22 protein-coding genes are annotated in these 25,721 nt (G+C 49.8%); 14 read left to right on the top strand and 8 right to left on the bottom strand.

From position 1 onward, the window contains the following. The first annotated feature begins 15 nt into the window (after positions 1-15). Positions 16-1,410 carry an MBL fold metallo-hydrolase gene (locus ACTRXD_RS14260; RefSeq protein ID WP_442432463.1) on the top strand — a complete coding sequence of 465 codons (1,395 nt, stop codon included), beginning with the start codon at positions 16-18 and terminating at the stop codon, positions 1,408-1,410. A 716-nt stretch (positions 1,411-2,126) separates the two neighbouring features. Here ACTRXD_RS14260 and ACTRXD_RS14255 read toward each other — a convergent pair. Continuing rightward, a complete protein-coding gene (locus ACTRXD_RS14255; RefSeq protein WP_442432462.1) occupies positions 2,127-2,456 on the bottom strand; it encodes a hypothetical protein in 330 nt (109 codons plus the stop codon). A gap of 97 nt (positions 2,457-2,553) precedes the next feature. Continuing rightward, positions 2,554-3,969, bottom strand: a complete 1,416-nt coding sequence (locus ACTRXD_RS14250; RefSeq protein WP_442432461.1) for a hypothetical protein — start codon at positions 3,967-3,969, stop codon at positions 2,554-2,556. Positions 3,970-4,196: 227 nt separating this feature from the next. On the opposite strand from ACTRXD_RS14250, the gene ACTRXD_RS14245 reads away from it, so the two are divergent. Continuing rightward, positions 4,197-4,556, top strand: a complete 360-nt coding sequence (locus ACTRXD_RS14245; protein ID WP_442432460.1) for a PRC-barrel domain-containing protein — start codon at positions 4,197-4,199, stop codon at positions 4,554-4,556. A 127-nt stretch (positions 4,557-4,683) separates the two neighbouring features. Here the strand turns inward: ACTRXD_RS14245 and hpnR are convergent, their stop codons facing one another. Then, a complete protein-coding gene (gene hpnR / locus ACTRXD_RS14240) occupies positions 4,684-6,117 on the bottom strand; it encodes a hopanoid C-3 methylase HpnR (protein ID WP_442432766.1) in 1,434 nt (477 codons plus the stop codon). A 175-nt stretch (positions 6,118-6,292) separates the two neighbouring features. Between hpnR and ACTRXD_RS14235 the strand changes: the two genes are divergently transcribed. Further along, entirely contained in the window at positions 6,293-6,643 is a 351-nt protein-coding gene (locus ACTRXD_RS14235; protein WP_442432459.1) for a cupin domain-containing protein, read from the top strand. A 32-nt stretch (positions 6,644-6,675) separates the two neighbouring features. On the opposite strand, the gene ACTRXD_RS14230 is transcribed toward ACTRXD_RS14235, so the two are convergent. Together ACTRXD_RS14230 and ACTRXD_RS14225 are read right to left on the bottom strand one after the other, a co-directional pair. Beyond that, a complete protein-coding gene (locus tag ACTRXD_RS14230) occupies positions 6,676-7,551 on the bottom strand; it encodes a M48 family metallopeptidase (RefSeq protein ID WP_442432458.1) in 876 nt (291 codons plus the stop codon). Positions 7,552-7,858: 307 nt separating this feature from the next. After that, positions 7,859-8,143: a response regulator gene (locus ACTRXD_RS14225; protein ID WP_442432457.1), complete on the bottom strand. Its 285-nt coding sequence runs from the start codon at positions 8,141-8,143 to the stop codon at positions 7,859-7,861. 680 nt (positions 8,144-8,823) lie between these two features. Between ACTRXD_RS14225 and ACTRXD_RS14220 the strand changes: the two genes are divergently transcribed. The 3 genes from ACTRXD_RS14220 to ACTRXD_RS14210 all read left to right on the top strand — a co-directional run bounded on the left by ACTRXD_RS14220 (position 8,824) and on the right by ACTRXD_RS14210 (position 11,851). Continuing rightward, positions 8,824-9,300 (top strand): hypothetical protein, encoded by a 477-nt coding sequence (locus ACTRXD_RS14220; protein WP_442432456.1) that lies wholly within the window; start codon positions 8,824-8,826, stop codon positions 9,298-9,300. A gap of 199 nt (positions 9,301-9,499) precedes the next feature. Then, a complete protein-coding gene (locus tag ACTRXD_RS14215; protein ID WP_442432455.1) occupies positions 9,500-10,180 on the top strand; it encodes a PRC-barrel domain-containing protein in 681 nt (226 codons plus the stop codon). A gap of 219 nt (positions 10,181-10,399) precedes the next feature. After that, positions 10,400-11,851, top strand: coding sequence for a glucose-6-phosphate dehydrogenase (locus tag ACTRXD_RS14210; RefSeq protein WP_442432454.1), 1,452 nt, complete (start codon positions 10,400-10,402; stop codon positions 11,849-11,851). Here the strand turns inward: ACTRXD_RS14210 and ACTRXD_RS14205 are convergent. After that, the gene (locus ACTRXD_RS14205) at positions 11,848-12,315 is read right to left on the bottom strand and encodes an MgtC/SapB family protein (RefSeq protein ID WP_442432453.1); all 468 of its coding nucleotides are present in this window, start codon (positions 12,313-12,315) and stop codon (positions 11,848-11,850) included. The genes ACTRXD_RS14210 and ACTRXD_RS14205 overlap by 4 nt on opposite strands. A 107-nt stretch (positions 12,316-12,422) precedes the next feature. Beyond that, the gene (locus ACTRXD_RS14200; RefSeq protein WP_442432452.1) at positions 12,423-13,580 is read right to left on the bottom strand and encodes an AI-2E family transporter; all 1,158 of its coding nucleotides are present in this window, start codon (positions 13,578-13,580) and stop codon (positions 12,423-12,425) included. A gap of 645 nt (positions 13,581-14,225) precedes the next feature. On the opposite strand from ACTRXD_RS14200, the gene ACTRXD_RS14195 reads away from it, so the two are divergent. The 5 genes from ACTRXD_RS14195 (at position 14,226) to ACTRXD_RS14175 (ending at position 17,448) form a co-directional block, all read left to right on the top strand. Beyond that, complete coding sequence (locus ACTRXD_RS14195; RefSeq protein WP_312746465.1) at positions 14,226-14,405, top strand: DUF1328 domain-containing protein; 180 nt, start codon at positions 14,226-14,228, stop codon at positions 14,403-14,405. Positions 14,406-14,518: 113 nt separating this feature from the next. Continuing rightward, positions 14,519-14,812, top strand: a complete 294-nt coding sequence (locus ACTRXD_RS14190) for a hypothetical protein (RefSeq protein WP_442432451.1) — start codon at positions 14,519-14,521, stop codon at positions 14,810-14,812. Positions 14,813-15,025: 213 nt separating this feature from the next. Then, positions 15,026-15,790 (top strand): BON domain-containing protein, encoded by a 765-nt coding sequence (locus ACTRXD_RS14185; protein WP_442432450.1) that lies wholly within the window; start codon positions 15,026-15,028, stop codon positions 15,788-15,790. A 692-nt stretch (positions 15,791-16,482) separates the two neighbouring features. Then, complete coding sequence (locus ACTRXD_RS14180; RefSeq protein WP_442432449.1) at positions 16,483-16,929, top strand: hypothetical protein; 447 nt, start codon at positions 16,483-16,485, stop codon at positions 16,927-16,929. Positions 16,930-17,013: 84 nt separating this feature from the next. Beyond that, positions 17,014-17,448 (top strand): response regulator, encoded by a 435-nt coding sequence (locus ACTRXD_RS14175; protein ID WP_442432448.1) that lies wholly within the window; start codon positions 17,014-17,016, stop codon positions 17,446-17,448. 135 nt (positions 17,449-17,583) lie between these two features. Here ACTRXD_RS14175 and ACTRXD_RS14170 read toward each other — a convergent pair whose 3' ends face one another. Further along, the gene (locus tag ACTRXD_RS14170) at positions 17,584-18,504 is read right to left on the bottom strand and encodes a hypothetical protein (protein ID WP_442432447.1); all 921 of its coding nucleotides are present in this window, start codon (positions 18,502-18,504) and stop codon (positions 17,584-17,586) included. Between the two features lie 364 nt (positions 18,505-18,868). On the opposite strand from ACTRXD_RS14170, the gene ACTRXD_RS14165 reads away from it, so the two are divergent. The 3 genes from ACTRXD_RS14165 to ACTRXD_RS14155 all read left to right on the top strand — a co-directional run bounded on the left by ACTRXD_RS14165 (position 18,869) and on the right by ACTRXD_RS14155 (position 25,607). Next, positions 18,869-23,050, top strand: a complete 4,182-nt coding sequence (locus ACTRXD_RS14165) for a response regulator (protein WP_442432446.1) — start codon at positions 18,869-18,871, stop codon at positions 23,048-23,050. 378 nt (positions 23,051-23,428) lie between these two features. Further along, entirely contained in the window at positions 23,429-24,931 is a 1,503-nt protein-coding gene (locus ACTRXD_RS14160) for a BON domain-containing protein (RefSeq protein WP_442432445.1), read from the top strand. A gap of 238 nt (positions 24,932-25,169) precedes the next feature. Continuing rightward, entirely contained in the window at positions 25,170-25,607 is a 438-nt protein-coding gene (locus tag ACTRXD_RS14155) for an STAS domain-containing protein (RefSeq protein WP_442432444.1), read from the top strand. Positions 25,608-25,721: the final 114 nt, after the last annotated feature.

The following is a 25,721-nucleotide window of genomic DNA, read 5'->3' as shown; positions in this document are numbered from 1 at the left end:
CATCAGATACAACGTATGATCATTAAACAGTTTCATGTGGAAAGTTTGGGGCACGCATCGTATCTTCTCGGTTCGGAAGAAACCGGAGAGGCCTTCGTGCTGGATATCCAGCGGGACGTTGAGCCCTATCTCAGAGAATCCCGCGCTCAGGGGATGACGATTGCGTATGCTCTGGAGACCCATCAGCACAACGACTATGTAACGGGAATTCGTGAATTAGCCGAAAGAATTCCTCTTCAATGTTTAGCGGGCCAACATGCCAAGCTCGGATATGACGCGCGTCCCATGGCCGATGGCGAACGATTAACAATGGGAGAAATAGATTTTCACATTCTGCATACGCCGGGACATACACCCGAACATATCAGTGTGCTGGTGACAGACCGCTCGCGGGGGAAAGAACCCGTTCTGCTCCTTTCCGGAGGAGCCTTGCTGGTGGGTGATGTGGCCAGACCCGATCTCCTGGGTGGAACGGAAGAAGCGGCTCATCACGCGGAGGTCATGTGCAAAATGCTCCAGGAAAAAATTCTACCGCTTCCGGACTACGTGGAAGTCTATCCGACGCATGTAAGTGGCTCTCTGTGTGGGGGGAATATCGGGAGCCGGTTGTCCACGACGATCGGATATGAACGCCGGATGAATTCTCTTCTGGCCAACATGGACAACAAAGATCATTTCGTCAAACAATGTCTGGATTTGAAACATCTTCCCGGTGTGCCGCCCTATTGGCCCAGGATGCGAAAAATGAATACGGAAGGCCCACCTCTTCTTGGAACATTGCGCGAACCGCCTGCACTCACACCGGATCAGTTTGGCCGACAACAGCAAAATGGGGGGATTGTCGTTGATTGCCGTCACGCGGAAGGGTTTACGGCTCATATTCCCGGTGCTCTGAACGTCGGACTGGGATCGTCGTTTGCGACATGGGCCGGTACAGTCATTCCGGCGGATTCCCGTGTCTTACTTGTTTTGGATAACCCGGCAGACCTTTGGGAAGCTTGCTGGCAGCTTCTCCGGATCGGATATCCCACACCGGCAGGTTGGCTGGCTGGAGGAATGTTTGCATGGCGCACGGCCGCCAAACCTCTCCAGATTCTGGAACAATGGACAGTGTTCGATCTGGAACAGCAGCTACAGGACAACAAAAAGCTGGTCGTGCTGGATGTGCGCCAGCCGGGGGAGTGGGCCGCCGGTCACATCAAGAACGCCCGGTTTGTGACGGGCAGCGAGCTTCCGCAACGTGTTCAGGAAATCAGAAAAAATCTCCAGATCGCGGTCATCTGCGGAAGCGGATACCGCTCGTCGGTCGCTGCAAGCTTCCTCCAACATCAGGGCTATCGGAACATCGTGAATGTGTTGGGAGGAATGAGCGCCTGGAAAGAGGCCAAATTTCCCATTATCAAGGATTAACCCGCTATTCCGGCCGGTCAAGGGCACCGCAGAATCCTCTATGAATGTTCCCTTTCAAAAAAAATGGTCGTGAGAAAAAAAGTCCGATGATGGTTGAAAAGCGTTCTTGAGTCAGCGAATACCGTCCTTTCCGCTAATTTTAAATACACATTTTCTTATTTTCACTTCTGAAACATCCTTTTTACCATCGCCACTCCCGACATTTACGGGGATTCCGTCTCTTGCGAATGCTGCTGGAGAGTGCTGAACATTACAAAACATCAGAGGCCAATTTGGCCATGAGGACCTCGGATGGAAAAAACTTCGGTCTGTTCAAAAAAGCATGCCCTGAGTCTTCCCGAAGGGTCCATCCAGCAAGGCCACAGCCAATTTCAGACGCGGAGCGTACGGCCAGTACGTGAGCATCGGAAATTGGCGAGAACGCCGCTGGTGGCTTTTTTCAACAGACCCTGCTGATAAATTGCACAGGTGATGAAGACATGAACATCCAGGAAGGGTAGGCGACGTATACGGTTGGATGTCTATGGGAGGTGAGAGGCTGAGGCATTAACAAGAAAAATTACCGAGAATTGAGATTTGATTCAAATGGGAGATGAAAAAACTCTGTCAAAATGGGTATCAGCCGATCGTCCGATCTCCCCTTCGTCCGATCGGCTCCTACCCCTCACTAGATGGCATTCCCTGTCCCCTAGTGATTTTTGGGTGGATGGTCAGACTTACATACCTTGCTGACGTTTCTCCATTTCCTCTGCCTTTTTATCCTCACCCGTATATCCTGGCGAGGTTTCGCCTGGTGGCAGGGAGCTTGGACTACCAAACATGGATCCTTCTTCGCCCACACCGCCTGGGCGAGCGGCCTTTTGTTCTTCCGATTCAAAGGGTTCTGTATTTTGGCTGGAGGGACTCTTGGATTCTATTGAGGATCCCATACCCGGATCGTTGGATTGGTCATCTTGTCGGTTCATGTTCGATTGGTCAGCAAACACTCCGACGCTCGAAAGGACAAGGAACGCTGAAAGCCCCACCATGGTCATGATTTTTTTCATGTCATTTCTCCTTCATAGGTAATGTGAATGTTGTACGGTTAACCTTCAATAGGGACCTTACCCCTGGGCCCTTAAGACCCAGGGGTAGACGAATCGATTATGGTCGATATCCATCAGGCCGGTAATCATAATCCTTCCCGCCGGAACGCCGGGATTGATACTGATCGGCTCCCCGCCTCTGAGGATCATACTGCCTTCTCGAGGTGGTGGTGTTGTACCGGTCAGACGATCGATCCATGGGATCCTGGTAATTTCTTTCACGACTTTGTGAATACATGGACCGCTGATTTCCGCGATTCCGGTAATCACCCTCATCGTAATCCCTCATGTGCGACCGGGACTGCCCCCGATAATTGTCACGGTCTCGATTACTCCGGTTATAGGAACTTCGCTGATCCGCTCCTTCATATTGGAAAGCACGATCATGCGGGGGGAATTCGGTTGGGCTGAAACTGTCACGTCTTGTCTGAAAGTCCTCGGCATTTTGATCCTGGTAGTGACGTGATCGGTCATACCCGGAACGGCTCATGCGAGACCGATCACGATCGTACCGGTCATAACCTTCCCGATTCCCTTCGAATGTGGGCGTATCCTCGTAATAACGATCGCGTTCAGCATAGAATCGATCCAATCGTTCATTCCATTTCGCTAAATTCTGTTGTTGCTCTTCCGTGAGATCCCAATTTTTTTGGACGTGTGCCCCGGCATTTTCTCCCTCTTCCAGAATGGGAAGATTGCCTAATTGATTTTGGGTCACGTTCAGCTTAAAGGACTTATTGCCCGATCCTTCCAACGCCTGCCATGGAACGGAAACCAATTGTCCATCTTCTTTTTTTCTCACGATGGCATAGGTCAGGTCTCCATTACTGTTGGTCATCACTCGATATACACTTCCGATTTCCTGGCCATCGGACGATTTCACGGAATAATTGGCATCCTTGTCCGAAATATCCAGGCCGCCTAATTGGCCTGCGGGAAGGACAAAATACTCATCTCCCATTCTTCCGGCATTGAAATAATTGTCGTCCTTCTGGCCCATCGACCGGACAAAAGTGGCCTTCCCATTTTCATCCACTTTTGCCTTCACAAATTCTCCTTTTTCAAAATTACACTCGCCAAATGAGAAGCCGGCCTTGGATGAACTTCCTTGCGTGCCGGATGAAGTCTGACTTGCACTCTGCCCGCTTGAGCTTCCGAACAGACTGCTACTCGAAGTCTTTCCGGTGCTTGACGAATCCTGGCTCGAGGAGCCTTGATTCATTTTGGAACTCACCCCTTGTGGACACAATCGATTGGTTTCATCATTGATGCGAAATGTAATGCGTTCTCCATTACTGGCACGAAGGGTGATTTGGTCGCCGTTCTTTTTGGAGATTTCTCCCTGGATGATTTGCTCCATGGAGTTGGACCGTCCCGATTCCATGCGATCCGACCGGTCGCGTGACATCCCGGCTTCCGCCAATAACGGTAATGTCAGAAATGGAATGCCGGCAAGGATAGCTGATCTGGCCATTTTGTTCCGCCTGAACATAACGTAGCACCTCCTTTACTCAGGTAAAAGTTTGAGTGAATACTTTCCTCAGGATAAATGATTTATGCCCCGGTACAACTGGAGAAAACCCTGGTTTGGAATTCCTTTTTTCAAGGGTTTATCTCAGTTTGGCCGGATGGGAAGGACATGGTATATCGAATCAGAATTGTTTCTTTATTATCCTCACCGGTTCCAAAGAAGGAGGTTTTATGACTACCAAAATTCGTCAGGTTCTTTCATCGAGTTCGCTTGTCGGGACCACCGTTCAAAATACGGCGAGAGAAGACCTGGGAGAAATTAAAGATCTCATGATCGATCTCTCAGGAGGACGCATTGCCTATGCGGTGTTATCGTTTGGGGGATTTTTAGGAATGGGAGATAAACTGTTTGCGATTCCCTGGGAGGCCTTCCAGGTCGTACAAGAAGAGGAAGTGCTGATATTGAACGTGGCGAAAGAAAAATTAGAACAGGCTCCCGGTTTTGACAAAGACAATTGGCCGGATATGGCCGATGTGACCTGGGGGAAAAGCATTCATGCCTATTATGGTTATGACCCCTATTGGGATTAACTTTGGGAAATCCCTGAAACAAACCTCATAGTGATAGAAAGCTGATTAGCAAGAACCCGCCATCCCGGCGGGTTCTTGCTGCGGAATCCACTCTTCTTTCAGACGCGTCTCTTGCCCCACTGAAAATCTACTGACTGACCCCACTCCTGGTCGACTCCACAAATTCTTCCGTTGAGGGATCTAACGCCCGGCCTGCCCGGCCTTTTCCTTTATGGATAAATAACAGGTTGGGTTCCGGTGACGAATGGCTGGATGAAGGGATAGACAGCTCATACGGAACCGGGCGTTGATGGTCAGACAGTTGCAATTTTGAATTATAGACACTGTTAAATCTCCACAACATTTTGACAAAATTTGTCTGCCCGCGGAGGAGGAGGCCGGCTGCCATCCCCATGGTGCCTTTTAGCGCACTCCAGCCGAGATGTTTGTGGTTGAGAATTCGTTGGGTGTTGACCAACTCTTCATGAAATTCCGGCAGCGGCAAGCGGGTGGGGAGCACCGCATGTTGGTTGTCGTATAACCGGTAATCCCGCGTCGTCACTCTCCGCGATTCCTGGTGCCACGTTTCCGTGCCGGGGTAGGGCGTGTTGACACTGATATTGACAACCTCCGGGACCTCCAAACACCATTGACGCACGGTTTCAAATCGTTCCTTATCCCAACTGGGATCGGCAATGATGTTAATGGCCACGATGATGCCCAGAGAGCGGGCAAATTCCAGTGCCTCAAAATTTTTGCCGAGTGAGATGCGTTTTCGATGTTGGATCAAGCCTTCCTGATCTATGGCCTCCAGCCCGATAAACATATATTTCATTCCCAGCGTTTTCCACAAACGGAAGACTTCTTTATTTCTCAACAGGACATCACCCCGGGTTTCGAGGTAATGGGACTTATTGATACCCCGGCGTGCTATGGCCTCACCAATGGCCATGCCATGCTCTGACTGGATGAAAGCCACATCATCTACCAAAAACACCCCAGGTTCACGAATACCCGCCAGATCTTCGACGACCACCTCAGGACTGACCGGGCGATAACTTCGTCCATAAAATGTCCAGGCACTACAAAATGAACAATCCCACGGGCACCCGCGGGTCAATTCAATGGATGCGCAAGGATCCAGTACCCCAAGAAAATACTTGCTCCGGTGACGAAGTAAATGTCTGGCCGGCCTCACCTCATCCAGAGACTTGACGAATTCAGGAGGCGGTCCCTCAGCTTCTCGTGTGACCACATCGGGAAGCCGGTGTACGTTTGAACGGTCATGTTGGATTGCGTTGAGGAGGGGCCCGATTACCGGTTCGCCTTCTCCTTTGACAATGGCATCGATGGCGCCCACTGCATGCTCCAGAACCTCCCTGGCGACAAAGGAAAGGCTGTGTCCTCCGGCCACGATGAAAATATTTGTCAGCGAGGCCTTGGTCATCTTTACGAGATCGATGATCTCGGGAACATTCGGCAAATAATTACAGGAGAGCGCAACCACATCGGGGCACCACTCCTTCAATATTCTGAAATAATCCCGGTGTGTTTCCACCTGCAAATCTATGAGGCGCGGGATGAACGGCGAGAATTTTCAAGACGAATCTCCTTTACATTGACTAAAAGACCGCCCTTTCGATTTTTTCAATATGGATTGCGAAAGATCAGCCAGGGTTTTTCAGAGTATTTGCCATTGGTGCAATCAGTTATGGTGTATTCAGACAACCACCTACAGACAGGAGGCGAGGGCACTCATGGTCGATACGAGTATTAAAAAAGTCCAATCAGAACATTCTCCGAAGGGTTCCATGGGACAGAAATACTTAGCCACCGGCGTTGGAATAGCCATGCGATTATGGGAACAATTACCTGTTGGAGAAACACAGGAATCTTCATCCAGGGATTATGAAACCATCGGATATGTCATCCACGGTCGAGCCGAGCTGCAGTTGGAGGGTCAAACAATTCTGCTGAATGCGGGAGATTGTTGGGTGGTTCCCAAAGGCGCAAGTCACAGCTATACCATTCTCGAAACATTTACCGCTGTTGAAGCGACCCACCCCCCAGCCCACGTGCATGGTCGCGATGAAGTCCCTCCGTCTTGATGTGCCTGTTGTTTCTGCCACAGGAAAATGATTCATGATGGATTGACAGCCGGAAGTTCCTGTTCTGGCGCATGTTCCACCTTCCGGAAGATTTGTAAGGCCTCAGGCATTTCTTCTTGAAGACGTGTAATTCTCGTCTCATGACTTGGATGGGTGGAAAGAAATTCTGAAGGGGCTCCCTCACTTCCCTGTTGCATGCGTTGCCACACCCGAACCGCTTCCTGAGGATCATAGCCAGCCCGGGCTGCCAGAATCAGCCCAATAGAGTCGGCTTCGGATTCATGCGTTCGACTGTAGGGGAGGAGGATGCCGACTTTTGTTCCCAAGCCTAAAGCAGCCATTGTGGCCTGCCCCACAACAGGGCCCGCACCACTTGCCCCAAGCCCCACGGCGGCAGCGGATAGTCCGGCTTGGGCAAGCACCTCCTGGCTCATACGCTCCGAACCATGACGCGCGAGGGCGTGGACGACCTCGTGTCCAAGAATGGCCGCCAGTCCGGCATCGGTTTTTGCAACGGGGAAGATTCCCGTATAGACGGCAATCTTCCCGCCCGGCAGGGCAAACGCATTTTTGGTCTGGTCATCTTTGATCACGGTGACTTCCCATTTAAAGGCTTTGGCGTCTTCCGCAAATTTGGATTCTTTGGCCGCTTGGATGATTCTTTCCGCCACACGTTTTACGGCTTCTTGTTCCTCAGGGGATTGAGATTGTTGGACCTTAGGATCGGAAAGAATTTGCTGGAAGGCCTGTTCACCCATTTCTGTGGCCTGCGATTGCGGAACCACAACAAGTTGGGAGCGATCGGTATACGGAACGGTTTCGCAACCTATCGCCATGGTCATGCACATAATCAAAGACCAAAAAGGTTTACCAAGATGAAAAGGGGGAAGCACGAGTTGGTTGTGCATAAGTTTACTCTCACTTTAATGGCTAAGGAGTCAAATCACATGAACTACTAAAAATCATGAGGGAACCGGAGGGTGGAATGCAAAAGACAAGTGACTCTTTGAAGGTGGACAAAATGTCTATCGGGCCAGCAAGAATTCTCCCTTCTGAGATGCCGGGTTCGCGAAAAAAAAAGGCAGGGTTGAGATTGCATGAGGAGAAAAGAGAATACAAACGAGGACGGGCATACTTCAGTCGAGTAAAGCGAAGCGCCGTCGATGAGGAATAGCTTTACACGGGTCCAAGGTAAGCCGGACTGTAGATGCCGCTTCAGCGCCCGATGAGATCAAGGGCTGTTTGCAGATTTTCCAGGGAATAGGGCTTTACCAGAGTGGTGGTCGCTCCGAGGGAGAACGCATGGTCAATCACAGTCCGATCAGAATGCGTCGTCGTGAAAATGATGGGAATAGTTGAGAGATCGTTGGTCGTTTTTAAGGTGTGGATGAATTGAAAGCCAATCATTTCCGGCATCCGATAATCACAAATCACAAGATCAAACCGTGAGGAGCGCAATACCCAAAGACCTTCGCGCCCCCCAGCCACCTCCTGACACACATAGCCTCACGAGTATAATCGGGTTGTTGAAATTTCCCGATGGTCCGGATTGTCCTCCACAAATAACATTCTCATCTTACGTAACCTTTGAGAAATATGGGTGGACCAAAGGCTTCTGTAAAAGGCCCGGGAGAATGTGACGATGACCTGCATGAGTCAATGCTGTTGATTTCATTACCCTCTCAGTCAGTCAAGGGGTTATCTATCCTGACTGACACCTTTCTTTTTTGGTCCGAGCCTCACTGCTTCACGGGAGAGGTGTATGGTCTCTTTCATCATGATCACTCTTTCATGTAAATGACCAGGAACAACTCAACGGAAGGAGTTTTGACATTGTCCTCAAAGTGGTTGACGGTTGTACACGACATGTTTTTCTCATTAGCCTTTCTGACATATGGCACTGCCCCTCGTGGGACTGTTGCAGTCGTCCGTTGATAAAGAATGAAGAATCCGGACAAGGCGACTCTGGTGTGTCGGCCAGCGTTGCCGCATGGGACACACCTTATACATTTGGTTTTTTCTGATTGCCGATTTGTCCATTGGTCGGTTTGCGGAGATCATGCTAGTCATAAGGGAGACGACGGCAATTGAGAATCTGGTATGAAGGATTCAGCTTTTAATGTTGGACACTCAACAGTTTTTCAATTGAAATTAACTTTCACTTTTTCGGGAGGTGTGTGATGAAAAGAATTTTAACTGTATTGATGGCAACCGCGTTCATTCTGGGTATGACATCCATGGGAATGGCCGGTCAGGGAATGAAGGCCGGTTCCGCAGAAGAAAATGTCCCTGACAACATCCAACGCAGCACACCATCTGGCGAGAAATCACTCGAACATGGAAGTGGCCCTGGAACTCGTTCTGATCAATTGACTGAGACCGAGGGAATGACCGGCCAAGGTATGACGACGGCCGCGGCGGAAGAAAATGTCCCTGACAACATTCAACGAAGCACCCCGTCCGCTGAGCCTTCACTCGACGAAGGAAGTGGTCCAGGAAGCCGAGCGGATCAATTGACGGAAATGGAAGATGTCGATCCCAAAAACCCCAATATGTCTAATAAGGAAGGAAAGGCCGCACAGGCCGCCAAAGACCTGAAGAACAAGGATCAGCAATCGCCAATTTCCAGTCAGAGTTCATCACAAAAAAGTCACTGATGCATGAGTGGAATGGCAGCGTGTCGTGTGTTATGAGTTGGCCGTCAATCCGGTATACCAAATTGACGGCCAACTCCTCGGTTCACAACCTTCATGATGACTCACTTCGTTGATGGAGGTTGAATGTCCGTATAGCTGGTGTCAATGGTCGTCCGGACTGGTTAAACGCTTTCTGACTCAATCAAGAAGAGGAAATGACATGTTACGAGATCTTAATAAAATTAAAAACTGCGTGCTCCAGGGTACAGATGGAATTATCGGTACTGTGGCAGACGTCTATGCCAATGATCAGACATGGAAAATCCATTATCTGGCTGCTGACACCGGAAATTGGTTGCAAGGCCGACATGTGTTGATTTCTACCCAGAGTTTTATGCACCCCCATGAAGATGTTGGGTCGTTCCGGGCCTTAGTCAGTAAAGCGCAAGTCGAGGGCGCGCCGGAGTTTGAAATAGAAAAACCATTCTCCCGGGAGAAGGAACGGGAAATCTGCAATTATTATCAATGGAATACCTATTTTCCAATTGACGAGAGGGAACTTGCGGTGTTCCCCGGCACATTAACCAGCGCGAACGGGCTCAAGGATTTTTCCCTCCAGGCGACGGATGGTGAAATCGGGAAGATTATTAATTTCCTCATTGATGATGCCAATTGGACCGTGCGCTATTTGGTCGTGGATACCTCCAAATGGCTCGCCGGCCGAAAAGTGTTGATCAGTCCCATGTGGAATAAATCCATTGACTGGTCAGAGAGAATGATGGTCGTGGACCTCAATCAGGACCAGATTGAAAAATCTCCGGAGTATGATCCAGCCGCCCCAATCGAACGGGTGTATGAAATAAATCTGTATAAACATTACGGCAAACCACATTACTGGTAGAACTCAGGAGAACCTGCATGTCAAGTATGGGGGAGATTTTAGGGGAGGGAGGACATCCTGGTAAAGGGCCAGCCATTGTATTTTCTGAGGCAATAAAGGACCGTTATCAGGTTAAAGTAATTTCCTCCCGACGTTCTCCTCAATGCCCTGACGTGTGATCCGGCAACAAGGTTTTGTCGCTCCGATTGTCTTCCTTGAAGTGAGGTTCATAAAGACCGTATGTATGAGCATCTGGTCATTTTTGGAGCGACGGGGGACGTCTCGAAGCGGTATATTTTCCCTGCCTTAGCTCAAGTGTTCGCCAACCGGGGTCTCCCCACAGAGTATAGAATCACCGGTGTTGGACGGCGGGATTGGAATACGCCTCAGTTCCAAGAACATGTGTCCGAATTACTCGCCAACCATCACACGCCACCCCCTCCCAGATCCCGGGAAGGATTTTTGGAATCGTTGGAGTATGGGCGGGTAGAAGATCTCACTGACCATCGACAGATTCAGTCGATCTTTCGTAAACAGGCAGGGTCGACGCTGCTATATTTAGGACTACCTCCCCAGATGTTTCCGACGGTGTTGGAGTCCCTCCGACAGGTTATCTTACCGCCGGGGACCCGTCTCATTATCGAAAAACCGTTCGGGTTAAGCTATTCCCAATCGCAGAATTTGAACCGGATGATCCATCAAACATTTCCTGAAGAGTGTATATTTCGTATTGACCACTTTTTAGGAATGCCGATCGTGTGCACCATTTTTGGTCTCCGGTTCGCCAATCCCGTCTTTACGCCTATTTGGAACCGTCATCACATCAACAAGATCGAGGTGATCTGGGATGAAACCTTGGCGCTGGAAGGTCGTGCGGACTTCTACGATCGCGCCGGAGCCCTGAAAGATATGATTCAAAATCATCTCCTTCAGTTGGTTGCCGTCCTGGCTCATGAGCCCTTGGAGACCATGTGGACTCCTGATTTTCGGGACAAAAGAGTGGAATTGTTCAAATCAGTGAGAAAACTGTCAAGGGCTGAGATTCGAGCGCAGACTGTACGAGCTCGTTACCGGTCGGGGGAGATAGATGGTGTGCGGGTGCCCGGCTATGCAAAAAGCAAGGGGGTAGTTTCCGGACGAAACACTGAAACGTTTGCCCAGGTGATCCTCTGGGTCGACAATGAACGCTGGCAAGGCGTGCCTTTTGTGTTACGTTCCGGAAAAGCGTTAGGTCGGGATCGAAAAGAAATTCGGGTGCATTTTAAACCTGGGCAGAAAAGTACCGAATCGCTTCTTTCAGAAGAAGGCGGAAATATCTTGTGCGTGAATCTTGCGACTGAAGAAGTCAATCTTGGGATATTTACTATCCCGGACGCCGGTGGAGTCACACCTGCACCGATGAGGATGGACGACCCCATTTCTCCTGAACATCTTTCCCCCTATGAACGGTTGTTTCTAGAAGCCATGTCCGGCCAGTCACGACTTTTTGTGCGGGATGATGAGGTCGAAGAGATGTGGAAAATTATTCAACCCATTGCCGATGCCTGGGCAGAAAACCTGGTACCCTTACAGGTGTACCCGGCCGGGTCCAACGGTCCACCCTTGGAGGATACCGGAGGGGTGACAGAGTCCGGGTATTCTCCGACGACAGCGCAGACTCCTGGAGGTGAGCCATTCCCATCCTTTCATTAGTATCCCATGTGATCGGGTTTTGATGGTGTGTGCGGGACACGTTTTTTAACCAGCGGCATGAACCGAAACGTTAAAAAATTCAACGCGCTTAACACCATGGCGATTTCGTAACGATCCCAGGCCACCGCCATTCCAATGGCTCCGGTGTTCCAAATACTTGCCGCGGTGGCGGTTCCGGCCACATTCCCTCTGTCTTTGAGAATGGCGCCACCGCCAATAAATCCGATTCCGGTTAAGATGCCATAGATGACACGTCCTTCGGCATCCGTGGACGTCAACACATGGATTCCCGTCAACATATAGGCGCATGACCCGAGCGCAACCAGGGGAAACGTGCGCAGCCCTGCACCGCGGGATTCCTGTTCGCGATCCCATCCGAGAGGAACGGCTAATAAAAAAGCAATGAGCAGATGATAGAAATGCGACCAAATTTGATGCCAATCCAATTCAGTGACCATATCCATCGTGAATCCTTTCCCTTCTATACTTGGTCGAACCCAAATCCGGAGGACTGTTCATCATGATGGTGAGAGATTCCATAGAACACAGACATTAAACCGGGTCGGATGTATTAGGGTTTATGAATTTCATGGTGTACCTCCGTGATATTCCCTCGTTGAATCCGGGGAATAATCAGCTCCTTGGCCATGATTTTCAGACAAGCCGCGAATGGGATGGCAAGAATTAATCCCAACACGCCGCCAAGCGCCCCGCCGATCAGCACTACCAGTAAAATGGTCGCAGCACTGAGGTCGGTTGACTGGCTTTGGATCCAAGGAGTTAACACCCACCCCTCAAGGAATTGAACCCCCAGGTAGACGGCACTGGGCCAGACAAGGAGTTGCATCCAATAATTGTCGGTTGAGCCGGATCCCATGGACATATCCAAATATTTTAAAAGAATGGCGACAGGCCACATCAAGGTGGCGGCATAAGGGACCAAACTCAATAATCCTGCGCCAAGTCCCAGAAGAATCCAATACGGCATCCCCACCCAAAACCATCCGATAGCAAACATCACACTCATCATTAACGCGATCAGTAACCGGCCTCTAAAAAATTCTCCAATGGCCCGATCCATTTTTGACAGTAATGTCGGCCACCGGTCATTCTCCTGAGATCCGACGACGCTCCATACCGTATGTTGAATGGAAGGAAAGCTCCAGGCAAAAAAGAAAAAATAAATGATGATTAACGAGAACGAAAATAGGAAGGAACCCAATGTGCCGATAATGAGATTTGTGAAATAAAAAACCTGACCGGTTCCCGTGAGGAACGTCTTGAGTGTAGACAATGGCTTGTCCTGAATGTTCGCAGAGACCTCCTTGAAATTCCGGGTTATCTCTTTCACATCTATGCCGTGCCGGTCGGCCAGAAGAGAAAGATAGGTGGGGACCTTTTCAATGAACAGGCGCAATTGTTCAATAAGGTTTGGTCCCACCCAGAGGAAGAGCCCACTCACCAATGCGCAGATGACCAACGCCATGAAGGTCACGGCAAGCCACCGTGGGAGTTTCCATTTCTGTTCAACATAATGTAAGGCAGGTTCAGCGAGGTAGGCCAGTCCCAGGCCTATGAAAACCGGAACTAAAATGGCCTGTAATTGAAAGCACAACCAAACCAAAAAGACCCCTATCGCCAGGATACACAGTTCACGAATCGCAACAATTTCCCAGAGATGGACCTGGCGGGCAGATTTCATCGTGGTGGAGGGAGATGGTGCTGGCATACAGGGGTGTCCATTATTGATGTCCTTACTATTAGGGACCATCATCATCTCTATCAAAGTTCAGGATGATGCTACATAGATAAAACTTCGCCGGGGCCTTCGTAACTTGTCTATTTGAATGAACAGCCTCAGGAGACATGATGAATAATCAGGAGAACATGATTGGGCAAAACTTTTCTATTCAAAGCTTTCCCATTGATGGCATGCCCTCTTTGAGGGAAGGAGAGAGGTCCAGAGATAGCATTCGATATTGTAAACGTGTCAGATGGAGGACAGGATGATCGGGACATTGGCGGTCGATCTTACTGAAGCAGCCAGCCACTCATTCCAGGGACCCCAAAAGCGCCCACCCGTGAAACCTCCGCCTGAACCTGAAAGAAAATCTCCGCCCATTGGTCCTCCCAAACGGGACCCGAAACCGGAGCCGATTCACGATCCGCCTATGCCCGATCCCGAGGATGAACCTCTCCCAATTGGTGACCCCCCGGATACCCCGGATCACCCCATTCGTATGAGACTCACGGCAGGCGGCTTCCCTGTTGAATGGCCCATGAATTATTCCCGAATCAGAGGCGGGGTGGCTTCAATTCACACATGTGATTCAACAATCTGTGATCCTCTTCAAATTTGTGAAAGGAGGTCTCTATGACGATATTAAAATGGGCCGCCATTTTCTTTGTCATTGCGCTCATTGCGGGCGGATTTGGTTTCTCAGGAATTGCGGAAGGAGCGGCCGGAATTGCCCAAGTATTATTTTATATTTTTCTCGTGCTGTGCGTGGTGATGGTTCTCATCGGAGTGTTTGTGGCCAAAAAAATTACGTGAGGCCACTGTCAAAGATCAATGGTGAGCGTGACCAATCAACAGCGTTGTTCCCTATGCTGACGCAAAGGAAGGCGCGAACATGAGAAAAGATATTCCAGGAGAAAAAAGATGTTATGACGAATCAGGAAAAAGCCAAATTGATTGCGCCGTGGGTCAATCCTGCAGAACGGGTCACGGTGGACTTTAACGATGTGACGGGTTTGAACGCCGAAGTGTTCGGATGCACCGAAAACGTGGTCTATTTGTTATTTCAAGAAACCTTCCCCCATATAAAGGAACAAATTACCATTCCGTTAAAAGCGGTGCAGGTAGAAGAAGATGACGGCCATTATACTCGTGATCCCGATGCGCCTCTTCAGTGGCGATTGCGCCTGCGGGTAGATCAAAATCGTCCGGAAGGAATATGACATTGGTCAAGCGCACGCGGAGTGGCCGTCATGAGTGTTGATCCATTTTATAGGTCGTTTAAGTAGAGCCAATGAATCGGGAGGAAGAATTAGACGATGGCCACACATTGTCCCCCCAACTTGTCCATTCACAATTTGCCGGGTTTCCGGCTATCGTTGAAGTAGGATTTGCCAATAATTCAATTTCCCATTATGAGAAGAAAGGAGAGAACGATGAAATCACAAGCAGGAGAACGAATGAAGATGGGAGCAGCCGTCATGGCGTTGTGCTTGGGCATGCCTGTTATGGCTCAGGCAGGATCCTATGATTACAGAGACCGATCTGATGTTGATACACGCGGATGGTCGGATTACCGTTCTTATGATGCCAATCGCGACCGGAATGATTATCGGCAGTTTTATACCGATCAATACGGTGATCTGGATACCATGGAGGATCAGGATAAATACCACCGGTACCGGCATGAGGGGAATGAGGGGTATGTGACTCAGGATGGCTATCGGTCCAGTGTCTCAACGAGAAGTCCCCGGTATCGTCATGACCTCCAGCGGACAGATGAAACCATTCGACGAAATATTATCGCTGAACTTGGAGAAGGGACGGAAAGAGTTCGGGTCAGCGTGGAAAACGGCGTCGCGACGCTGACGGGCATGGTGTTGAACCGGGAAGCCATGGTGGAAGCCGTTGATGATGCGTATGAGGGTGGCGCTCGAAAAGTGCGAAACGAATTGCAAATATTCCGACACGATGAGCGACCTTGGGGAGAGATGAGTGATAGGAGTTTGGCAAAGGCCGTGCGGGAAGAATTAACATGGAGTCCCTTTGTTGATACTGATCCTATTCGTGTGGATGTCAGGAGAGGAGTGGTCACGCTTCAGGGAACGGTTGAAGATAAATCCGAAATGGCCGCTGCGGTCGAGAATGCCTATGAAGCCGGAGCCCGACGTGTCAATAATCAATTAAGGATTGCCAATTAATTAACAAGTCCGGATGGAAAATTCCGTTGGGGATGGGCAAATTTCCATGCTTCATCCCCGGCGTATTTAGGCTAATGAGGTTGGAACGAAGTGACGAAAGACGTTCGAAAATTCGGTGAAGTCGGTTTCTCGGTTCCTATTGGCCGACCGGGGATTCCGTCCTGTTGCGGTTTTCAAGATTTTCTCGAACCGTCAGGAAAGTAATCAATAAATGAAGGTCACACACATTCGTCACGCGATATTTCAACAGAAAGGGAAAAATTATGCCCATTTTATTGTGGATTTTAGGAGTTCCTCTCAGTCTGGTGTTGATATTATGGTTGTTCGGAGTGATCGGTTTTTAATAAGCCGTTTCCCGGATTCCATTTTGATAAACATGGATTGGAATCATTAAATGTCTTGATTACACCAATTTCATATATTGGTTGTATGATACGACGGGCCCGGGTATTTCAGTTGAAGGAATGTCCGGGCCCGTTTCCATTATGCCGCACCCCTGGCTCCGATCCTTTTCCCATTCAACCTGAGTCGCGGGTCACCGCAGGGATCCCGCGCGGACTTTTGCGTGACAAGCTTTACAAAAAAATCAAGTCAAATGTCCATTTGTTCACATGTCGTTATATGGTAAAGCTGAATCTGTTCAGGAAGATTTCGGATTCATAGGGACAACGAAAAATGTGGGGACGACGCCGATGTCAGGGATTATACAACAGGCTGAATATGGAGAAGGGCGTGGCACACTGGTTGGTTTTAATGTGGTCATGGGGGTATTGGTGACAGCTCTTCTGTGTGCTTCTCACATCACCCCTCTTGCCGTGGGCTTGCCGGTATATTCCATTCAAGATCATTGGCTGCAGATGAACCGTCAGGAGAAATCTAGTTCTCGTGGGATCCCAGGGAGGAGCTTTATCTATTCATTGGAACCCTGGGGTGGGGTTCGGATTGACGAGGCTGAAAGGCCTCTCGTCGCAATGTGGGATGTCTCTATCCTGCCCTCGAGGCCGGGAGTCGATCTCCTGTCAACCACCGCACATATAAGCATGATTGCTGAATCAAAAACGGGCATGAAGCGAGGCGACATTCGTCCGTCCATTCAATTTCTCAGAGTACGAAATCTGAATTGGATCACGACATCATGATGGATGACATCGCGTTCGTTTTCATCACATAAGATTTGACGTCAACCGAAGGAAAGACGAAGAGAGGAATCGGGTTCTAAAGATGTGGATTTCTTATCCGGATTATTCGAAGGTCAAGAGTGCTTGGCTCAACAGACGATGATGGGTATTCTTCTTGTTATTGACCCCGATCCTGATTCCCAAGAGTCCTGGATGCGTCTCGGTGATTCGTGCGGAGTCGAGATAATGGTTGCAGGAAATCTCTCTGATGGAATCAGTCTCTCAACACAACAATCCGTCGACCTCATTGTTGTCGACTTGTTTCTTCCTCAAAAAAGCGGGTTTTCATTAATTGCGGAAATTACATCGAAAGAACACCATCCTCCAATCATTGCAACCTTCTCAGCCGATCAAGCGCCAAAGTTTAATATCAAACGGTTTGCTCATTTGCTGGGAGCGTCCTATACCTTCGAAAAACCTCTCAACCCCACATTATTTCTTCAAGCCTGTAGGGAGTTGGTGACGCATTTTCCGAACTAACCCCGATTAGAGAATACGCTGGACGAATCAGGAGATAGTGACTCCATTTTTTTACTGACCATGCTCTCGCCTTCCTGATGCACATTCGGTATTGCGGTTTTGAGCCACATCGTTTCCGTACTTTGAGAACCCAAGTTAAGCCATCTGAAGGTTCCGATTGAACGTATGGCGTTTTTTCTCCGCATGAAAATTCTTCTGGGTCGGCCAAAACACTTCTTCCTCCCTCAACGAATGAGGAGAGACATGAAAATTCAGCGTCACGTCGGGGTTGAGGAGAAATGAGTCGCCGACTTCCGTAATGACCTTCATACAGGACAGGCAAAGAGGTAAATGCCACATCCGGTAATCAAACCCATACCCCTCCCTGAACATCTCCTGCCATTTCGCATCCTCAAGGCATGGGTAGTAGGGGGGATCGCTTTTTCGATAAAATGGCAATAAGGTTTCCAGATTGTCCCTCACCTGAAGATGAAAAGATTCAGGATTGGATGCTTGATTTTCAACCAACGATTGGACCTCTTGGGTGGTTAATCCAACTTCGTCCGCCGCCTGGAACCAGCCCCTTTGCCGCCATCGTGCAAAATTTTTATAGATGCGCTGGGTCTGCCCTTCTTCCAAACCAAGAAAGAATCCGACCTCGACCGGCTTCATGCCGTAAAAGTGATAGAACAGACAAATCAAGGCATCCCGGCTGAGAACGGCTCGGTTGAGGAGGCCATCCAGATACCGGTACAACACGGGATTGGAGGTTGATGAGGCTTTGGATTCCTGGGGTCTTCCAAAAAAATCTGATATGAACCCATCCAACAATAGGGAAGGCCGACATGGGAGCTGGGAAGGGCAGTATTCGATAAACCGTTCCACCAGATCAAACGACAGACGCAACAATAACTTTTCATGTGCCGAATTGTCAGCCCATTGCCCCATGTCTTGCAGAATACGCCGGATCAGGCCCGAAGAACGTTCAAGAAAATAGGAAAAGTTTGCCGGAATGAACTGTTTGAATTCTTCAGGGTTATTAATCACACCGTTGGTTGATGGGGATAACGTCTTCAAGGTCGTCCTCCTTGCTGGGGGAAATGAAAATAAATGAAAAAATAATGGAAAATTCTCATAAGGCCATCAGGCTGTATTGTTGTACAAATTTATCGAGATGCCCCCGACTTCTGTACTGTTAAAATCCCTTGATTCTCCCGCTACCGACCCTAGGGATGTCATGGCTATACTTGGAAGTTCCAGAGGAAGAAACGTGGAATCCAGGGGCCAGCCTCCTAAAAGAGGACGAAAAACCCTGATTTGTCAACTGAAAGGGCGGGATAGGTGTGATAGGGTTGAACATGCCACACCTGGAAAATCAGGCTGCCACCCGTTTTCTCCATTTTCAGTCTAGCGGGTTCATTTAGGCGAAAGGGCTTAGTCCATGTTGTCTTCAAATCAGATGGCAGAAAACATTCGAAATAAAAATTGGATGGAAACCCCACTCGGGGACAGGGCCGGATGGCCCGCTCAGCTCAAAACCTCCGTCCAAATAATTCTGGATTCGAGATATCCGATGTTTGTCTGGTGGGGGAGACATCTCATCAATATTTATAACGATGCCTATATTCCGATATTGGGGAACCGACATCCGCAGGCGTTGGGTGCCTGTGCGTCGGATATTTGGTCTGATATCTGGGATGTGATCGGTCCACAGGCGGATATTGTTTTTCAAGAAGGTCGTTCCACATGGAATGAAGACCTTCCTTTATTTATGCGTCGACATGGATTCTTAGAGGAAACCTTTTTTACATTTTCCTACAGCCCGATTAAGAATGATCAAGGAGATATCCTGGGCCTCTTTTGTGCCTGTACCGAAGAAACCAGCCAGGTATTAAAAGGGCGAAGGCTTCATACGCTCAGACGATTGTCCGCAGTGACGGAGGAAGCCGATTCTGTGGGAGAGGTGTGTCGTCTCTCGGCTGAAATTCTTACAGACAATTTCTTTGATATTCCGTTCAGCCTCATATATTTGTGGGATAAGGACGAACGCGCTCTGTGTCTGGTCGCACAATCAGGTTTTCAATCTGATTCACTCCTGACTCCACTTCGACTCAAGATAGATGGAGACATGTTGCATCCTCAGCCTTGGTGGCCGCTGTCACTTTCGCCCAAGCGGGATGAGACGGTTTTCACTCTTCACAGGCAGCTGAATCTTCCGGGAGGGCCGTGGCCGGAGCCGCCCGCTCAGGGGATGGTGCTGCCTGTGGAATCCTGGGAAACACAACGGCAATCCGGGTATCTGATTGTGGGGATCAGTTCAAGGCTGGCCATTGATGACCGGTACCGGGAGTTTTTGAATCTGCTCGCAAAGGGAATTTCGGGAGCCATCAATCGTGCGCAGGTCCGGACCGAAGAGCGGAACCGGATTGAAGCCTTGGCCGAACTGAACCGGGCAAAAACCGATTTTTTCAGTAATGTGAGCCACGAGTTCCGCACACCGCTCACACTGATTCTCGGATCTCTGGAAGAAGCGATGCAGACCACCACGTTCACCACGGCTCCTGGTGTGGAGGTGGCCCACCGAAATGCTGTGCGGATGCTGAAGCTGGTGAACACGCTATTGGACTTTTCCAGCCTGGAAGCAGGCCGCATGCAGGCCGTGTTTGAACCGGTGGATCTCTGTGAGTTGACCATTGACCTGGCATCGTCGTTTGAATCCGCCATGAAAAATGCCGGTTTGGAATTTATCGTGTCCTGTCCCACGCTGTCTCAACCGGTCTATGTGGATCGGACCTGCTGGGAAAAGATCATGCTGAATCTGCTTTCCAATGCCTTGAAATTCACGTTGCAAGGACGGGTGTCCGTGGAAGTCAGTCCTCATGCGGAGAGCGTGGATGTCCGGATTGGGGATTCCGGAGTCGGTATGAGCCGGGAGACGCTTTCTCATGTGTTTGACCGGTTCTTTAGGGCAAAGGAAGCCCAGGGACGAACATTTGAAGGAACCGGAATCGGTCTGGCCTTAGTGAAAGAGCTGGTCGAAATGCATGGCGGAAAGATTCATGTGGAGAGTGAGCCCGGAAAGGGAAGTGTGTTTACTGTGACGGTGCCGTTCGGATTTCATCACCTCCCGCCGGAGCAGGTCTGCCACACTTCGACGCAACCCAAGGACGAACGATTGGCGAAATCGTTCATTTTGGAGTCCCAGCAGTGGGGCGGAGTTTCGGATCATGAACCGGCCGGTCAAGAAAATCTCCAGGATGAAGACGGTTCCCTGCAGAAAATGGATCACTCACGCCCCACTATTTTACTGGTGGAAGACAATCGGGATATGCGGAATTATGTGACGCGTTTACTGTCTACCGACTATGAAGTGGTGTCTGTCTGTGACGGGCAGGAAGCCTTGGAGCGGATTCACGCTGTCCGCCCTCATCTGATTCTGAGTGATATCATGATGCCCCGCATTGATGGAAGTGAATTGCTGACACGTCTTCGGTCCAATCAAGATTTTCAATCGACGCCGTTTATCTTCCTCTCGGCCAGGGCCGGGCAGGAAGCCGAAATAGATGGGCTTCTGACCGGTGCGGATGACTATCTGGTCAAGCCGTTTTCGGGGAGAGAGCTTCTGGCAAGGGTAAAAAAAACACTTCAATTGGCTGCGATGCGTCGTGCCGCGATCGAATATGAATCACGTTTCCAGTATCTCGCCCACCACCCCGAGATCATGACCTGGATTACGGATGCAGACGGGAACTGTGTCTTTCTCAGTCAAACCTGGTATGACTTTACCGGGCAGACAGAGGCAACCGGGCTCGGAGAGGGATGGCTGTCTGCCATTCATCCTCACGATCGGCAATCCACTGAAGAGGCGTTTTTCGCGGCGAACAGAAAAAGACAGTCCGTTCGACTGGAATATCGCCTTCGGAGTGCAAAGGGAGAGTATCACTCTGTTCTGGATTCCGCCTCGCCCCGATTTGAATCGGACGGCAAATATCTGGGGTATGTCGGTTTGGTGCTGGACCTTTCCTATCAGAAAGATATCGAGGCGCAACACCGGGAAAGTGAAGAGCGATTTCGTACTCTTGCCAATACGATTTCCCAATTTGCCTGGATGGGAGATTCCACCGGATGGATTTTTTGGTACAACGCACGCTGGTACGAGTATACCGGGACCACGCTGAAGGACATGGAAGGGTGGGGCTGGAGGAAAGTCCATCACCCCGATCACGTTGACCGGGTGATGGAAAAAATCCGCCGGTGTTTTCAATCCGGACACATATGGGAAGATACCTTTCCTCTCAAGGGCAAGGACGGTGAATACCGGTGGTTTCTCTCAAGGGCCGTGCCCATTCGGAATCAGCATGGGGAGGTCGTGCGATGGATCGGCACCAATACGGACATTACCGAATTAAAAACCACACAGGAGCAACTTCAACACCTGACGACCAAATTAGAAAGCCAAATTGCCAAACGCACGGAAGAGCTGCGGCATAATCAATCCCGTTTGCAGGCACTCGTCGGTGAACTGATTCTGACGGAACAGCGCGAACGACGCAGGATTGCCGAGGAACTTCATGATTTTCTGGCGCAACTCCTCGTCGCCTGCCGATTGCACGTCAACAGACTTGAGCAGATGAGTAACGAGGGCCACATGCTTCCGGTTCTTCAAGAAATTGATCGCATTCTCAACCAATCGGTGGGGTATACACGCTCGCTCGTGGCCCAATTGGTCCCGTCGGTGTTGTATCAATTCGGATTGCTCAAGGCTTTGCAGTGGCTGGCAGAGGATATGAAACAATATGGACTGACGGTGGACGTCAAGATGGAGCGCGACCATCTGACGCTCACTGAGAATGAGGCGGTGCTCCTGTTTCAATCCATTCGTGAGCTTATGATGAACGTGGTGAAGCATGCCGGCGTGGACACCGTCTATCTGGCCGTCAGCCTTTCCTCACCGGATGAGGTCTGTATTGAAATTTCGGATCGGGGCATTGGTTTCGATCCCATTCTCATCGACAAACACAGCCATACGGCCAATCAATTCGGACTGTTCAGTATTCGGGAACGCATGTCACTATTAGGTGGACGGATGGTCATCGATTCGAGTCCCGGTTCCGGAACACGCATCCGCTTGTATGTGGCCCTCTCTAAGCATGATCAATCACATGTGACCGTACCTTTTTCAGATGGTGCACATTCGATAGCCAAGGGAGCCAGTCGGGGATCAAGTCCGCAAATGTCCTCGGGTTGCCGAGTCCTTTTGGTCGATGACCATGCCGTGGTTCGACAGGGATTGCGAAGTTTGCTGAGTGCCTGGTCCGACGTCGAGGTTGTCGGAGAAGCCGGGGATGGGATTGAGGCCATTCGTCTGACAGAATCTCTGCAACCGGATGTGGTGGTCATGGATATTAATATGCCACATATGAACGGTATTGACGCCACCAGGCAGATTTGTCAGAACAACCCCAATATTCAGGTGATCGGCTTATCCGTTCGTCAGGATAAGGAAACGGAACAAGCCATGCGTGAAGCCGGTGCGGCCGGATATTTGTCCAAAGAAACTGCCGGACAGGACCTGTATCGCATGATTGCCCACCTAGCCCGGCTGCATCAAAACTCCAGCTAAGCCTCAACGCAGATTCTGAATCCCGGATAATTTTTGTTTGTGCCCGCCAAATTTGTCAACTGACATTCCCGGGGTTTTTCCTCATGGTATCCAAGACCGCTCCTGCTCATGTTTAAGGGTCTGTTGAAAAAAGCCGCCAGCGGCGCGCATTTTTCCGTGCTCACGTACTACGCGTACGCTCCGCGCGTAAAAACGGCTGCGGCCTTTCCTTCGAGAAGCCTCAGGACAGGACTGGACGGACCCTTCGGGAAGACTCAGGGCATACTTTTTTTTTGAACCGACCCGGAGCCTTTGATGAGTAATCTAATACTGGGCAAATTTGCCCTTGAAAATCTTTATCATTTAACACTCCCTTTCAGGTAAATGGGGAACATACCTTTGCTGGTTTACCCTGCCATCATTGCTTTGGTTTTTGGCCTATCGGCCGGTCTTGGAATGGCAACTGAGGATGTGGAAAACACCGCCTCGGTGACGGAAGAAGGGGTAAAGGAAGTTCAGGATATTGAGATAGCCGTTGCCATTAAAAACCGGTTGTCCCAGGTCGATCGCCAATCGTTTTCCTCAATAGACGTGTCGGTGAAGGATGGTATTGCCACCTTGACCGGGACGGCCGACAGTCTTTGGATTCAGCAGCGTGCCACGGAACTGTCTCAGGCTATTCGTGGCGTTCGAGGGGTCATCGATCGCATCTCCGTGGGACCGGTCGTGACAACCGACGATTCCAGCCTTCAGCAACATCTTAAATACCTCTTCCTCCAAGATCCGGTGGTGGAACGCGACGACATTCATGTTGATGTGGTCCAAGGGGTCGTCACCCTGAAGGGCCAGGTACACTCCCGGCAAGAAAAACAGACGGCGCTCAATTTAGCCAAAATGGTCAAAGGCATTCGCGAGGTTCGGGACCTTCTGAAGGTGGAGAGTGTTCCGGATAGGCCGGATTCGATTCTGAAGGAGGAAATTACCCATCGTCTGGCATTTGATGTCTGGGTGGTCAACCCATCCCTCTTACATGTCCAGGTGAAAAAGGGTCGCGCCACCCTGACAGGACAGGTGGGAAGCGTATACGAAAAAAGTCGGATTGCCGAATTGGCATGGGTCGAAGGTGTGCGGGACGTGGATGTGAGCGGTATCACCATCAATTGGGTGTCGCCGGATCCTATGATGCGGACTCAGCGTCCCACGTTTACGGACAGGGAAGTTGCTACTGCTATTCAAAACGTGCTGGCACATGACCGCCGTATTGCTCCATTCGGGATCAGCGTGACAGTAAAAAATGGGACGGTAACCCTGAAAGGAGTTGTACCCTTTCTCTCCATTAGACGTGAGGCTGAGCACAACGCCAATAACACGGTCGGGGTCCAATCCGTAAACAATCTTATCATCGTCCAGTCCAAAGCGACTCCAAAGGATGCCGATATTCAGTCCCGGTTATTCGCCGCGTTTTCACGGGATCCTGTCTTGGAGCCCTTCTCCCTTGGGGGATCGGTCAAAAAAGGAGCTGTCCTGCTGACCGGGACCGTCGATTCGATTTATGAACGGAACCATGCCGAAAACGTGGCTTCCCGGATCCGAGGCGTGACAAGTCTGACCAATCACATCAGCTTTTCAAATCCCGAAATCGAAAAATCGGATTGGGAAATCCAACTGGATTTCGAAAATCAGGTGTGGTGGAGCCCATTTTTATCGAGCCAGGATATTGTGGCGACGGTGGAAGATGGTCAGGCGACCTTGTCCGGATCAGTTCAGCATATGCACCAACGGCTGATTGCCGAACAGCAGGCGTTTGAGGCAGGTGCCTCGATGGTTATCAACCGGTTGCGAGTAGGAAATTCTCTCCCTTCTTCTGATTTGTCAAGCCAAAGAATTCATGCCCGACATTGAAAGTCGGGCTGATCCAAATCGGAACCAATCAAATCCAATTTTACGCTGACATACATCGTTTCACGTGCTGAATGCCCTTGGAAGGCATAAGATCCTCTCCACTCCAGGATTAGGTAATTCACCTCAAGGGTAATGGAGAGTAGCGCGAATAGCCTGGACGCGTAGAATCAAAAGAATTTTTCAGGCTTTTTTAATTCTTTTTCGTTTTTATCACCTAACTAATAAGGAGGACATTGTAATGAAATGCACCATTAGCACCCCTGGCCAACAAGTGGTCCTGACACTCACCGTGGATCTCAGTATTAATACCCCTAATTTGAGTCGAACCGACATGTTATTGGAGCGTGTGGTCTCGTCGCCGATTTCCTTACTCATTTTAGATTTACGGTCCTTGTCATGTGTGAATGCTATTGGGACCTGGACCATCTTCCAGATCGTGTTTAAAGCCCATGAACAGGGGAAAGGTGTATTTCTGTATGATGTCCAACCTTCCATACAACCCTATTTGAAAGAGGCAGGAATATTGGAATTGTCCACCTTACTCGATACCCGGGAGGAGCTCGGAAATGTGTTGGATGGGAATTTCCGGCTTCCAAGATCTTCTGCGAATGGAGAAAACGTGAAGATCTCATTAAGAGAAAGACCGATATCTTCTGCCGGAATTGCATCGGTGTAGAAAAAGCGCCCGGCTTGAGAAATGGATTTCTCTGATCAGATGATGACAGGTTTCAGTTGTGAACGAGGGTCTGTTGAAAAAAGCCGTCAGCGGCGTTCTCGCCATTTTTCCGTG

This window comes from Nitrospira sp. T9, from assembly GCF_052156535.1.
Taxonomy (GTDB): domain Bacteria; phylum Nitrospirota; class Nitrospiria; order Nitrospirales; family UBA8639; genus Nitrospira_E.
Note: the sequence above shows the minus strand (reverse complement) of the source record. Positions and strands in the feature narration are given on the sequence as shown.

Excerpts from the sequence above, each read along its gene's own strand:
- ACTRXD_RS14260 (WP_442432463.1), top strand. The coding sequence starts at position 16 with ATGATCATTAAACAGTTTCATGTGGAAAGTTTGGGGCACGCATCGTAT.
- ACTRXD_RS14255 (WP_442432462.1), bottom strand. The coding sequence starts at position 2,456 with ATGAAAAAAATCATGACCATGGTGGGGCTTTCAGCGTTCCTTGTCCTT.
- ACTRXD_RS14250 (WP_442432461.1), bottom strand. The coding sequence starts at position 3,969 with ATGGCCAGATCAGCTATCCTTGCCGGCATTCCATTTCTGACATTACCG.
- ACTRXD_RS14245 (WP_442432460.1), top strand. The coding sequence starts at position 4,197 with ATGACTACCAAAATTCGTCAGGTTCTTTCATCGAGTTCGCTTGTCGGG.
- ACTRXD_RS14235 (WP_442432459.1), top strand. The coding sequence starts at position 6,293 with ATGGTCGATACGAGTATTAAAAAAGTCCAATCAGAACATTCTCCGAAG.
- ACTRXD_RS14230 (WP_442432458.1), bottom strand. The coding sequence starts at position 7,551 with ATGCACAACCAACTCGTGCTTCCCCCTTTTCATCTTGGTAAACCTTTT.
- ACTRXD_RS14220 (WP_442432456.1), top strand. The coding sequence starts at position 8,824 with ATGAAAAGAATTTTAACTGTATTGATGGCAACCGCGTTCATTCTGGGT.
- ACTRXD_RS14215 (WP_442432455.1), top strand. The coding sequence starts at position 9,500 with ATGTTACGAGATCTTAATAAAATTAAAAACTGCGTGCTCCAGGGTACA.
- ACTRXD_RS14210 (WP_442432454.1), top strand. The coding sequence starts at position 10,400 with ATGTATGAGCATCTGGTCATTTTTGGAGCGACGGGGGACGTCTCGAAG.
- ACTRXD_RS14205 (WP_442432453.1), bottom strand. The coding sequence starts at position 12,315 with ATGGATATGGTCACTGAATTGGATTGGCATCAAATTTGGTCGCATTTC.
- ACTRXD_RS14200 (WP_442432452.1), bottom strand. The coding sequence starts at position 13,580 with ATGCCAGCACCATCTCCCTCCACCACGATGAAATCTGCCCGCCAGGTC.
- ACTRXD_RS14195 (WP_312746465.1), top strand. The coding sequence starts at position 14,226 with ATGACGATATTAAAATGGGCCGCCATTTTCTTTGTCATTGCGCTCATT.
- ACTRXD_RS14190 (WP_442432451.1), top strand. The coding sequence starts at position 14,519 with ATGACGAATCAGGAAAAAGCCAAATTGATTGCGCCGTGGGTCAATCCT.
- ACTRXD_RS14185 (WP_442432450.1), top strand. The coding sequence starts at position 15,026 with ATGAAATCACAAGCAGGAGAACGAATGAAGATGGGAGCAGCCGTCATG.
- ACTRXD_RS14180 (WP_442432449.1), top strand. The coding sequence starts at position 16,483 with ATGTCAGGGATTATACAACAGGCTGAATATGGAGAAGGGCGTGGCACA.
- ACTRXD_RS14165 (WP_442432446.1), top strand. The coding sequence starts at position 18,869 with ATGTTGTCTTCAAATCAGATGGCAGAAAACATTCGAAATAAAAATTGG.
- ACTRXD_RS14155 (WP_442432444.1), top strand. The coding sequence starts at position 25,170 with ATGAAATGCACCATTAGCACCCCTGGCCAACAAGTGGTCCTGACACTC.